The 12,066-nt window shown below is 66.4% G+C and carries 11 protein-coding genes; 7 read left to right on the top strand and 4 right to left on the bottom strand.

Going from position 1 to position 12,066, the window contains the following annotated elements; genetic code table 11:
* The first annotated feature begins 87 nt into the window (after positions 1–87).
* The 4 genes from J6595_RS00155 to J6595_RS00170 all read left to right on the top strand — a co-directional run bounded on the left by J6595_RS00155 (position 88) and on the right by J6595_RS00170 (position 4,302).
* A complete protein-coding gene (locus J6595_RS00155; protein WP_342453052.1) occupies positions 88–1,287 on the top strand; it encodes a GAF domain-containing sensor histidine kinase in 1,200 nt (399 codons plus the stop codon).
* A 170-nt stretch (positions 1,288–1,457) separates the two neighbouring features.
* A complete protein-coding gene (locus J6595_RS00160) occupies positions 1,458–1,874 on the top strand; it encodes a CopG family transcriptional regulator (protein ID WP_245197503.1) in 417 nt (138 codons plus the stop codon).
* An 88-nt stretch (positions 1,875–1,962) separates the two neighbouring features.
* Positions 1,963–3,210 carry an extracellular catalytic domain type 1 short-chain-length polyhydroxyalkanoate depolymerase gene (locus tag J6595_RS00165; RefSeq protein WP_209592415.1) on the top strand — a complete coding sequence of 416 codons (1,248 nt, stop codon included), beginning with the start codon at positions 1,963–1,965 and terminating at the stop codon, positions 3,208–3,210.
* Between the two features lie 273 nt (positions 3,211–3,483).
* Positions 3,484–4,302, top strand: coding sequence for an outer membrane protein (locus J6595_RS00170; RefSeq protein WP_209592416.1), 819 nt, complete (start codon positions 3,484–3,486; stop codon positions 4,300–4,302).
* Positions 4,303–4,429: 127 nt separating this feature from the next.
* Here J6595_RS00170 and cbiB read toward each other — a convergent pair whose 3' ends face one another.
* The 3 genes from cbiB to J6595_RS00185 are packed head-to-tail and all read right to left on the bottom strand — an operon-like array spanning position 4,430 to position 7,781.
* Positions 4,430–5,410 carry an adenosylcobinamide-phosphate synthase CbiB gene (gene cbiB, locus J6595_RS00175; RefSeq protein ID WP_245197504.1) on the bottom strand — a complete coding sequence of 327 codons (981 nt, stop codon included), beginning with the start codon at positions 5,408–5,410 and terminating at the stop codon, positions 4,430–4,432.
* Positions 5,407–6,450, bottom strand: a complete 1,044-nt coding sequence (cobD, locus tag J6595_RS00180) for a threonine-phosphate decarboxylase CobD (RefSeq protein ID WP_209592417.1) — start codon at positions 6,448–6,450, stop codon at positions 5,407–5,409. The genes cbiB and cobD overlap by 4 nt, the downstream gene beginning before the upstream one ends.
* On the bottom strand, positions 6,447–7,781 hold the full coding sequence (locus tag J6595_RS00185) for a cobyrinic acid a,c-diamide synthase CobB (RefSeq protein ID WP_209592418.1): 1,335 nt from the start codon (positions 7,779–7,781) through the stop codon (positions 6,447–6,449). The genes cobD and J6595_RS00185 overlap by 4 nt, the downstream gene beginning before the upstream one ends.
* A gap of 116 nt (positions 7,782–7,897) precedes the next feature.
* Here J6595_RS00185 and J6595_RS00190 point away from each other — a divergent pair, with 116 nt between their 5' ends.
* A complete protein-coding gene (locus J6595_RS00190) occupies positions 7,898–9,010 on the top strand; it encodes a cobalt-precorrin-5B (C(1))-methyltransferase (protein WP_209592419.1) in 1,113 nt (370 codons plus the stop codon).
* The gene (locus J6595_RS00195) at positions 8,997–9,776 is read left to right on the top strand and encodes a cobalt-precorrin-6A reductase (RefSeq protein ID WP_245197505.1); all 780 of its coding nucleotides are present in this window, start codon (positions 8,997–8,999) and stop codon (positions 9,774–9,776) included. Before J6595_RS00190 ends, J6595_RS00195 begins: the two co-directional genes overlap by 14 nt.
* Before the next feature lie 277 nt (positions 9,777–10,053).
* Here J6595_RS00195 and cobM read toward each other — a convergent pair whose 3' ends face one another.
* Positions 10,054–10,845, bottom strand: coding sequence for a precorrin-4 C(11)-methyltransferase (gene cobM, locus J6595_RS00200; RefSeq protein WP_209592421.1), 792 nt, complete (start codon positions 10,843–10,845; stop codon positions 10,054–10,056).
* Between the two features lie 178 nt (positions 10,846–11,023).
* On the opposite strand from cobM, the gene bchI reads away from it, so the two are divergent.
* A complete protein-coding gene (bchI, locus tag J6595_RS00205) occupies positions 11,024–12,049 on the top strand; it encodes a magnesium chelatase ATPase subunit I (RefSeq protein WP_209592422.1) in 1,026 nt (341 codons plus the stop codon).
* Positions 12,050–12,066: the final 17 nt, after the last annotated feature.

Genomic DNA, 12,066 nt, shown 5'->3' on the forward strand with positions numbered 1-12,066 from the left:
CCGCGGCGACACACTTTCCGATCTAAGCCATGACTCCCACGCAACCAGCTGTTAAACTTGGGGAACATGGCCGAAAGGAAATCTCGCGTGGACGATAGCTTCAAGGACGATGTCGCAGCCGTCGGCCGGATTGCGGCAGTACCGAAGATCCTCGATGTCGTCTGCCAAAGTACCGGCATGGGGTTTGCCGCCGTCGCGCGCGTCACGGAAAGTCGATGGATCACCTGCCAGTCCTGCGACCATATCGGTTTCGGTCTGAAGCCGGGCGACGAGTTGACGATCGGAACGACCCTGTGCGCCAAGGTCCGGGAAATCCGCGAACCGGTCGTCATCAACCATGTCGATGCGAGCGAGACCTATCGTGGGCACCCGTCACCGGCCACCTACGGCTATCAGAGCTATATCTCGGTTCCGATCTTCCGCGCCACTGGCGAGCTGTTCGGCACCCTGTGTGCCATCGACAAACGTCCGGCCCGTCTGGAGAGCCCGGAGACGATCGGCATGTTCAAACTGTTCGCCGAGCTCATCGCCTCCCATCTCGATGCCGACGACAGGCTGGCGGTCGCAGAGGCCGAGCTGATCGACGAAAGGCAGATCGCCGAATTGCGCGAGCAGTTCATCGCGGTTCTCGGCCATGACCTGCGCAATCCGGTCGCATCGATCGATTCGGGCATGAAGCTGTTGCTGCGCCAGCCGCTGAACGAGCGATCCCGGCAGATCGTCACCCTTGTTCAGGGAAGCGTCCTGCGCATGGGCGGCCTCATCGACAACGTCCTCGATTTTGCCCGCGGCCGCCTCGGCGACGGCCTGACGCTGGAATGGGGCGAGGAAAACAGCCTGGACGCCGCGCTCATGCAGGTGGTCGAGGAGATGCGCATCGGCCATCCCGACCGCCCGATCGACGTCGCCATGAGCATCGATCGGCCCGTGCGCTGCGACCGGGCGCGGCTCGGCCAGATGCTGTCGAACCTTCTGGGAAATGCCCTCACCCACGGCGCCGCAGACCGTCCGATCGAAGTGCGGGCGACGACTGAAACCGGCAGGTTCGTTCTCAGCGTCGCCAATGGCGGCCTGCCGATCGGCGAAGAGACGATGAAACATCTCTTCCAGCCGTTCTTCCGCGGCGAAGTGCGGGCGAGCCAGCAGGGCCTCGGCCTCGGGCTCTTCATCACCGACCAGATCGCCAAAGCCCATGGCGGCGCGATGAGCATCATCTCGAACGAGACCGGGACGCGGATCACCTTCGAGATGCCGCTCGACAGCGCGATGCTCGCGCAACAATCCTGATCCGCAGCGTCCGTGGCCGGCACGCGATCGCGATGCGCAGTCGCAGCAATCGTCACAAGTCGAGCGGCGTCGATTCCACAGCCAGCTACGGTCAAAGCCCACAGGCTCGATCTTGCACTCTCACGGCATGAACTCCACCTACCATCCACATGGATGGCAAGGAGAGGATCATGCCGAAGGTTCAGGAGCTGCGGCCCAGGATCGCCGACAGCGAGAAGATCACGATCAATCTCGGTCACGTCGATCTCGGCCAGATCGATCTCCTCGTGCAGGAGGGGTTTTACGCCAATCGCACGGACTTCATCCGCACCGCCATCCGCAACCAGCTCTCGCGGCATGAGGATGCCATGCGCAAGACGGTCGAGCGCCGCGAGATCGAACTCGGCGTCAGGCGCTACAGCCGCGCCGACCTTCAGGCCGCTCAGGCCTCCGGCGAACGGCTCGCGATCCAGGTTCTGGGCCTCGCGGTCATCGCGGACGACGTCTCGCCGGAGCTTGCCGTCGAAACGATTGCCTCTCTGGAAGTCCTTGGGGCGCTCCAGGCGCCCGCCGCGGTGAAGACCGCGCTGAGGGATCGCATCCGCTGAGACACGAGGCTCCTCGTGGCTTCGGCACGAAACACGCCTTCGCACCAATCGCCGCCCCTTCCCCCCTTCCCAGTATCGGACAGCAATCATGAACGCCTTGCCCACCATCGACATCCAGGAAGTCACACGCCTGACCCGTGCAGGCAGGCTGAAGGAGGCGATGCAGCTTCTGCGTGGTGGGCTGACCGGCGGCTCTGCTCAGGCGGGAGCCGGGGAAAAAGCCCGAACGACAAGCGGCGAAGCGGGCCTCTCCAGAACCGGCGGACCATCCTCTCGCAAGAAGCCCACCGCCATGATCGACGGCGTCGCGTCGCGCCCGGCTGGCGGCAACACCGCACGGCCGGCCAGAGGCGCAGTCGATCCCTCGCCGGACAGGCCGCGCCGGGACGCTTGCGCGCCGACGAAAAATCCATGGGCGATCCTCGGCAACGGGGGCTTGCCGGACTTCACCGGACTGCCGGGCATGGGAGGAAGCGGAAGCTCCGCTCCCGTTGCCGAAGGAGCAAGCTTCGAGACGTCGACCTATAGCGGGTCGGCCGGCAGCCGGCGCTACAAGCTCTATGTTCCCGCTTCGCGCGATACTGGCGTCGCGGTGCCGCTCGTCGTCATGCTGCATGGCTGCGCCCAGTCGCCGGACGATTTTGCTGCCGGCACCCGCATGAACGAGCTGGCCGAGGAATTCGGATTTCTCGTCGCCTATCCAGAGCAGTCGAAGCGCGCGAATGCGCAAAAGTGCTGGAACTGGTTCGAGACGCGCGATCAGCAGCGCGATGCGGGGGAGCCTGCCCTGATCGCGGGCATCACGCGGGAGATCATCGCACAACACCGGATCGACCCGGCGCGCGTCTTCGTCGCCGGCCTGTCCGCAGGCGGTGCGGCGGCCGCGATCATGGGCCAGCGCTATCCCGAGCTCTACGCTGCCGTCGGCGTCCATTCCGGCCTTGCCTGCGGGGCGGCACGTGACATGGGCTCGGCTTTTTCCGCGATGCGGGGCGGTGCGCCCGTTGCGGCGGGCGAGCGCGTCGTGCCGACCATCGTCTTTCACGGCGACCGCGACACCACCGTCGCGCCGGTCAACGGCGATGGCGTGATCGAGCAGGCCAAGGCCGGCGCCGCCTCGAACGCCGCGACGACGACCGGCACATCCGCGGGAGGTCTTGCCTACACCCGCACGGTGCACCGCGAGAGCGACGGCCGCGAGCGGCTGGAGAGCTGGCGCGTCCATGGCGCAGGACACGCCTGGTCCGGCGGCAGCGCTGCCGGCTCCTACACGCTTCCTGCCGGGCCCGACGCCAGCCGCGAGATGCTGCGGTTTTTCCTGGCAAATTCCCGCTGACTTGGCCAGCACCAGCTCCAACGGCTGGAGGATCTCTCACAAGCCGGTCTTCATCGCACCTTTGCAAACAACGAGATAATTCAGGGGATCATCTCTCCAACAAGTCAATCACCTTCCATTATTATAACCAATTAATATTATATATTTTATCATCACGCCCATATAACAGAACTTTGATTATTCGAGATTGACGTGAAATCAAATGTTGCTGGACAGACATATCTGAAACGGCGCGTACGATTTATAACAAATCCGCAAACTAGGGGGATCTCCATGCGCTCGTTTCTTGTTTCAGTATTCGCCGCCTCAACGGCACTTACGTTCACGTCTGGTGCCAACGCCGCGGACGTCGTCTACGAAGCGCCCATGGCGCCGGCTCCCATGGAAATGATGCCGGTCTCATCCGGATGGACCGGTTTTTACATCGGTGTTCAGGGCGGCGGCGCCTTCAACCCCCAAGACCCCGACAACGTTGAGCTGCAACCCAACGGCTTCCCGTTTGCCGGCTCGGTGATCGAGGGCGCCTTCGGTTCGAACTTTGATTCGAACTTCGATTCCAGCTTCCTCGGCGGCGCTCATATCGGTTACGATTACCAGATCAACAATGTCGTTCTCGGTGTCGTTGCGGACATCAACGCCCTCGACATCACGCGCTCGTCTAACGCCGATTCCTCGACGCCTGCCTTTTACCGGACGGACCGTGATCTCAACTATCTCGGCACCGTTCGCGCCCGCGCCGGCTACCTCGTCACGCCCAAGGCGCTCGGTTATGTCACGGGCGGCCTTGCCTATGGTGATGTGGACTATTCGTTTTCCACGAATTCTCCGGCCGTGACCGCTGGGACTCCCGCGGTCGTGACTGAAGACGAAGACAACTTCGGCTACACGGTCGGCGCCGGCATGGAAGTGATGTTCACCGAGAACATGACCTTCGGCGCCGAATATCTGTACACCAACCTCGGTGGCAGCGGTTCCACGCGCCTCAATGGTGGTCCATTCGCTGGCGGCGTCGGCGGCTCGACCGACTTCACCGTCGATGACGACTTCGACTTCCACACCGTGACAGCGAAAATCTCCTACAAGTTCAACTGATAGAGGCTCACCCGCCGATCAGCTGAGACACGAGAAAGAAGAACCGGCGCAAACCAGCGCCGGTTTTCTGACTTGCGGACAAGCTCAGAACCACCGGCATGGCGGTTCGACGCACTCTTGCCCGCGACTATCCCGGCATCCCCACCACCAGAGCGACGATGATCGCCACGATGACGATCGCCATCGCCCGCTCGAAAAGCGCGATCGCGCGAGCAAGATCGGCCGGCATCGCCTGGCGCCGGCCATCGGCGTTGAGCATGGGCGCATCGACGATGAGATCGCGGTAGCGGCGCGGCCCGCCGAGCGAAAGATCGAGCGCGGCAGCCATCGCGGTTTCCGGCCAGCCGGCATTGGGCGAGCGATGCAGCCCGGCATCGCGCCGGGTGATCGCAACGACCTGCGAAAAGCCGGGGCCGGTCCGCCCCAGCATGGACGCCAGCGCGAACAGGCCCGCCGTCAGCCTTGCGGGGACGATATTCATCAGATCGTCGAGCTTTGCCGAAGCGAAGCCGAAGTCGCGATGGCGCGGGTTCATATGGCCGACCATCGAATCGGCCGTATTGACCACCTTGTAGGCTAAAAGCCCCGGCAGGCCGAAGATGAGATACCAGAAGGCCGGCGCCACGACGCCGTCTGAGGCGTTTTCGGCAAGGCTCTCGATTGCCGCGCGCAGCACCCCCGGCTGATCGAGCCCGTCGGGATCGCGCCCGACGATCATCGCGACCGCTCGACGCGCTTGCGCAAGTCCGCCTTCGTTGATGGCAATGCCCACCGCACGGACATGGTCGACGAGGCTCTTATGCGCGAGGAACACCGCGACGATCACCGCCTCGACGATCATGCCGAAAAAGCCGAAGGCATCGGCCACGGCCGCAACGAAGCTGCCGAGGACGAGTGCCGCGAGCAACATCAGACCGAGCGCGAAGAAGCCGGCGCGGCGGCGCGTCTCGCCGGTGAAGTCCTCGCGGTTGAGACGGCGATCGAGGCTGTCGATGAGCCTTCCGATGAGGACGACGGGATGGCTGACGCTTTTCCAGAGCCAGGGCGGATCGCCGATCAGGCGGTCCAGCACCAGCCCGCCAAGAAGGATGGCGAGATGCGCGATCAAGGCTTTACCCCGCGTTCGAGGTCTGCCCGCGCCGCGCCGAGAGCATCGCCGAGGCGGGCAGCTTCGGCGGCGTTCCTCGGATTGCCGAAGCGCAGCCAGTCCGGCCGGTAGGCGAAGGGGCGCGTCAGGATCTTGCGCCGGCAGAGCGCTTCGAAAAGCCCGCGCGCGTCTGGCGTTTCGACCGTGGCGAAAAGCGGCGTGGCCCCGACAAGGCCAAGGCCGGCCGCGCTCAACGCCCGGTCCCGCAGCGCGGCCTGCGCCTGAAGCATCGCCGCGACGCTCGCTCGCGCCACGTGATCGGTGAGAACGGATGCGCCGATCGCCAGCGCCGGCCCGCTGACCGCCCAGGGGCCGAGGCGCGATCGCAGCGTCTCGGCGAGCGCCGGGGTGGTGAGCGCAAAGCCGAGGCGAAGGCCTGCAAGGCCGTAGAATTTGCCGAAGGAGCGATGGATCAACAGGCCCTCGACGCCTGCGATGTCCGCAACCGAGAGGCCCGGGACCGCATCGGCGAAGGCCTCGTCGACGACGAGATACCCGCCGCGCTCTCGCATCCGCCCGTGGAGCGCAAAAAGCTCGTCGCGCGCAAGCCGGCGCCCGTCCGGATTGTTCGGATTGACGACGACGACGATCCGCGCGCCGGCCGCCACGTCCTGTGGCGACGACAAGGCGGAGACGCGATGCCCGGCTTTCTCGAATGCCGCGCGATGTTCTCCATAGGTCGGCTCGAGGATCGCGACGTCGCAGCCTTTCAGATCCGGCGGCAGGACGAAGGGCAGAAGCGAGATCAGCGCCTGGCTGCCGGGCGCAGCGACGATGCCGGCCGATTGCGGGGCGTCATAGGCTCCCCTGGCCGCTTCGATCGCGCGCTCCTGAAGCCCCTGATCCGGCAGCCGCGCCCAGATCTCGTGGTCAAGCGGTGGCAGCGCGACGGGTGACGGGTTGATGCCGGTGGAAAGATCGAGCCAGTCGGCGCGTCGGCCGCCGAAGCGCGCCATCGCCGCATCGAGGCCGCCGCCATGCTCATAGGCCGCTTCCCTCATCGCCGGTCGATCACATGACAGAAGGATCCCATCACGCGGCCGATGCGCAGCCCCGTTTCGCCGAGGTCGGCGCCGAGGGCGTCACGAACCGCGAACAGCCTCTCGGCGCCGGGCCCTTCGGCGAGCGTCGTCGCATAGTGGAATTCGTGCCCCATCATGGCCCCTTCGAAGAACGGCTCGGTGCTGCCCGACATCGCCGTCAGCCGCCGATAGCCGAGATGGCGCCGTCTTTCGGCAAAGCTGGTCTGAAGCGGCAACAGTCCAAGCATCTGATGCCGCATGCCTTCACCATCGACCACCCCCTCGCCCAGCGCCATGTAGCCGCCGCACTCGCCGTAAACCAGCGCGCCGGCCTTTGCCGCTGCAAGCATTCCGGCGCGAAACGTGTCGGCCGTCGCGAGCCGGCCGGCGTGAAGCTCGGGATAGCCCCCCGGCAGGAACACCGCGTCGGAATCAGCCGCAGGGCTTTCGTCACCGAGGGGCGAGAAGAAGGAAAGCGTCGCGCCCGCGTCGCGCCAGCCAGCGAGCATATGCGGATAGGCGAAAGCGAAAGCCTCGTCCCGCGCAATCGCAATACGCTGGCCAAGCGGCGGGAGCGGCGGTTCCGCAGAAAGCGGGGCGCTGGCGTCCGGGAGGCGGGCCGTGTCTCCGCGATCGGCGGCTTCCGCCAGGCCCGCGAGCGCATCGAGATCGCCATTCTCGGCCATCCACCCGGCTGCCCGGTCGAAAAATCCCGGCAGCTCTTCATGTTCGCTCGCCTGGACGAGGCCGAGATGGCGCTCCGGCAGGCTCAGATCGTCCCGCCGTGGCAAAGCCGCGAGAATCGGAAGCCGAAGCGGCCGCAGCGCCTCGACCAGCATCGCGCGATGCCGCTCGGACCCGACGCGATTGAGGATCAGACCGGACAGTTTCGTCTCCGGTCTGAAGGTCTGAAAACCCGAGACGAGCGCGGCGACTGAATGGGACTGGCGGGCGCAATCGACGACGAGGACGATCTTTGCCCCCGTCATCGCGGCAAGATCGGCCGCCGAACCGCTGCCGTCCGCCGCCCCGTCGAAGAGGCCCATCATGGCTTCGGTGACGAAGAGATCGGCGTTCTCGGCCTGTCTTTTCGCCAATTGGACGATCAGCGCCGGCCGCATGGCGAAGGGATCGAGATTGACGCAGTCCCGTCCGCTCGCCGCCCTGTGAAAGGCCGGGTCGATATAGTCGGGCCCGGCCTTGGCCGAGGCGACGCGATGGCCGGCGGCCCTGAGCGCCGCGATCAGCGCCAGCGTCACCGTCGTCTTGCCGGCGCCCGACGAAGGCGCGGCGATCATCAGCCCGGCCAAGTGGTTCTCCCTGTCAATGCGCCGCCCGGCCGAACCGCGCGTTCATCCTGATCGCGGCGGGGCAGATTGCCCGTCGCGCCGATGGCAGCTTTAGGGAACTCGGCTATAAGCGCGCAATGGGGTTCGAAGCCGAAGACACGCGCAAAGCTGAGGGACGCCCGCTGAGACGCGGCTGGACGACCGGCGCCTGCGCGACCGCCGCGACGAAAGCCGCGCTGACGGCGCTGTTGACCGGCGATTTCCCCGACCCGGTCGAAATCCGTCTGCCCAAGGGCGAGACGCCGAGCTTTGCGCTGAACCGGCAGGCGCTTTCGCCGCAACAGGCAATGGCCGCGATCATCAAGGATGCCGGCGACGACCCGGACGTCACCCATCTCGCCGAAATCATCGCGACCGTCCGCTTCGGCCCGGCGGGATCGGGCGTGACCTTCCTCGCCGGCCAAGGCGTCGGCACGGTCACCCGCGCCGGCCTACCGATCGCGCCCGGCGAGCCGGCAATCAATCCCGTGCCGCGGCAGATGATGCGAGCGGTCGTCGAAGACCTCTGCTCGGCGAACGGCCATCCCGCCGACGTCGTCGTCGAGATATCCGTGACCAACGGCGAAAACCTCGCGCAGAAGACCTGGAACCCTCGCCTCGGCATCGTCGGTGGCCTGTCGATCCTCGGCACGACCGGCATCGTCCACCCGTTCTCCTGCTCGGCCTGGATCCACTCGATCCACCGGGGGATCGACGTTGCGAGAGCAGCCGGTCTCGGCCATGTGGTCGGAGCGACCGGCTCGGCCAGCGAGGGGCTCGCGAGGCGGCTTTATCCCGCACTGCCGGAGATCGCCTATCTCGACATGGGCGATTTCGCCGGCGGGGTGCTGAAATATCTGAAGGCTCATCCGGTCAAAAAGCTGACGATCGCCGGCGGCTTCGCCAAGCTGACGAAGCTCGCGCAAGGGGCGATGGACCTTCATTCCGGCCGCAGCCAGGTGGATTTCGCCTTTCTGCTCGCAGCCGTCCGGCGGCTCGATCCGGCGGCGGCCGAAAAACTGGAAGCGCCTATCCTTGCCGCGAACACCGCCAAGGAAGTGCTGGACCAGACGGCGGAGGCCGGCGTCACACTCGCCGACGAAATCGCCCGGCTGGCAAAGGCCGCCGCGCTCGAACGGCTGGGAAATGCCGGTGTCGCGGTGGAGATCGTCGTCGCCGATCGCAAGGGAGGCCTCGTTGCCCGAGCCTGACGACCCGGCGCTGAAATCGGCTTCACCGATCCTCGTCCTCGGCGGCACGGCGGAGGCGAACGATCTCGTGCGGGCGCTGCGCGATCGCTGGCCCGGGCGCCGGATCATCCTCTCGCTTGCCGGGCGCACGCAGACACCCAACCGGCCGAACGACGCCGAAATCCGCATCGGCGGCTTCGGCGGGGCGGACGGCCTTGCCGGCTTCATCGCGGCGGAAGGCGTGTCATTGCTTCTCGACGCGGCCCACCCCTTCGCCGTGGGCATCGCCCGCAATGCGGCAAAGGCGGCAACGATCTCCGCGGTCCGGCGAATCAAGCTCCTGCGGCCCGCCTGGGAGCCTGTCGGGGGCGACCGCTGGACGGAGGTCTCCTGCCTCGGCGACGCCCGCGACGCTCTGCCGGAGGGCGCAAAGCCTTTCCTGGCGCTCGGCCGCCAGCACCTGTCGCCCTTCTTCCATCGCCCCGACATCCGCCCCCTCGCCCGAATGATCGAGCCGCCCGATCCGCCGCTGCCGGAGAGCTGGACCCTCATCCTCGCGCGCCCCTCGTCCAGCTGGCAGGCCGAGGCTGAATTGATGGCAGCGCATCGTGTTTCCCACCTCGTCACCCGCAATTCCGGCGGCGCGGCGTCCTATGCGAAGGTCGAGGCGGCGCGGGAATTGGGGTTGCCGGTCGTGATCATCGCGCGGCCACCGCTGCCGGACGGGGAGGTCTGCGGGTCAGTGGAGGCTGTGTTGCGGGCGATGGTTCAAGCTCGCTCGGCGTGACGCAGAGGCTGCGATTTCTGGCGGGTGAATGGTGAGAGGTTGGCGCCGAGGCGCCCCCCTCTGTCCTCCTGAGGTCGTCGAAGGGCGGACATCTCCCCCACACGTGGGGAGATCGGCAGCTTTGACCGCTCCGCCTCCTGAACGAACAGTCCTGCGCCAGAACTGCATTGGCGATTGGCGAGAGGCTATGAACGAGCCCGATCTCCCCCCTTGTGGGGGAGATGCCGGCAGGCAGAGGGGGGTGCCTCGGCACAAACCCAAACAGCTCGACCCACGCTCACCCCGCCTTCGCCGCCTTCGCGGCCTTCCGCTTCGGGCGCAGCACATGCACGTGGCTGGCGTCATAGAGCTTGGAATCGATGAAGTCCTTCGCCCCCAGCGCCTTGCCGACGAAGATCAGCGCCGTGCGGGTGAGTTTGGCCTCGCGGGCGGCTCTGTGGAGGTCGCCGAGGGGCGAGTGGATGAAGGCTTCGTCCTCCCAGCCCACACGGTAGGCGATGATCGCCGGGCAATCCTCGCCATAGGCTGCGAGCGGGGTCAGTTCGCGCTGGATGTGCGGGATGTTGCGCACCGACAGGTGGATCGCCAGCGTCGCGCCGCTCTTTCCGAGCGTCGAGAGCTCCTCTCCCTCGGGCATGGAGGACGATTTCATCGCCGTGCGGGTGAGGATCACCGTCTGGCAGATTTCCGGGACGGTGAGTTCGAGCTTCAGCGCCGCCGCAGCGGCGGCAAAGGCCGGCACGCCGGGGGTGATGTCATAGGGGATGTTCAGCGCCTCGAGCCGGCGGATCTGCTCGGCGATGGCGCCGTAGAGCGACGGGTCGCCGGAATGCACCCGCGCCACGTCCTGCCCTTGCGCATGGGCGGCCTCGATCTCGGCGATGATGTCGTCGAGGGTAAGCGGCGCGGTGTCGATCACCTTCGCTCCCGCCGGCGCCGCCCGGACCACCTCCTGCGGCACCAGCGAGCCGGCATAAAGACACACCGGGCAGGCCTCGATCAGCTTCAACCCGCGCACGGTGATGAGATCGGCCGCGCCCGGCCCGGCGCCGATGAAATGAACCGTCATGGCTGATGCTCCTCTTTGCGCGAATTTCGGCCCGCTTTCGATCACAGTTGCCGAACCGGCACAACACGGCCGCGCGGCGCGCCGTCGCGATGGGTGTCAAGAAAAAATGACACTCACCCTGTCATTTTGGCGCGATAGCGTCTTCTCAAGGCCGAGCAAACTGGGTAGCCTGACCGCCATGAGGATCGCGTTTCCCTTCGCTGCCATCGTCGGCCAGGACCAGATGAAGCTGGCGCTGTCGATCGCGGCCGTCGATCCGTCGATCGGCGGCGTTCTGGTCTTCGGCGATCGCGGTACCGGCAAGTCCACCGCCGTCCGGGCGCTTGCCGCCGTCTTGCCTCAGATGGCCGGCGCGGACTGCCCCTATCATTGCGATCCGGCCCGGCCGGATGAGGCCTGCGAGATCTGCCGGTCTCGGCAGAAGGGCAAGCGGGCGCAAAAGGCCGTCGCGCTGCCCGTACCGGTGGTCGATCTGCCGCTCGGCGCGACGGAGGACCGGATCGTCGGCTCGCTCGATCTCGAACGGGCGCTGTCGGCCGGCGAAAAGCGCTTCGAGCCGGGACTTCTGGCGAAAGCCCATCGCGGCTTTCTCTATATCGACGAGATCAATCTCCTCGAAGACCATCTGGTCGATCTTCTCCTCGACGTCGCGGCGTCCGGCGAGAACGTCGTCGAGCGCGAGGGCCTCAGCCTGCGCCATCCCGCCCGCTTCGTCCTGATCGGCAGCGGCAACCCCGAAGAGGGCGAATTGCGCCCGCAGCTTCTCGACCGCTTCGGCCTGTCGGTCGAGGTGAAGACGCCGACCGACCTGAAGACCCGCATCACGGTGGTCAAACGCCGCGATGCCTTCGAGCGCGATCCGGCCGGTTTCACCGCGACATACGCCGCCGAAAACGCCGCCGTCCGCGACGCCATCCTCGCGGCGCGCAACCGCCTCGGCGGCGTCGCCGTGCCGGACGAGACGCTGGAAAAAGCCGCACAGCTTTCGATCCGCCTCGGCACGGACGGCCTTCGCGGCGAACTCACCTTGATGCGCGCCGCCCGCGCGCTGGCCGCGCTTCAGGGCGACGGCGCGGTGCTCTGGCCGCATCTGGCGAGCCTTGCGCCGCTCGCCCTGTCCCATCGTCTGCGCCGCGATCCGCTCGACGAAGCCGGCTCGGCGACCCGCGTCGAGCGCGCCGTCGGCGAACTCGAGGCGGCGTGAGCGCCGAGGGGCCGACG

The organism is Jiella mangrovi, from assembly GCF_017815135.1.
Classification (GTDB): Bacteria; Pseudomonadota; Alphaproteobacteria; order Rhizobiales; family Rhizobiaceae; genus Jiella; species Jiella mangrovi.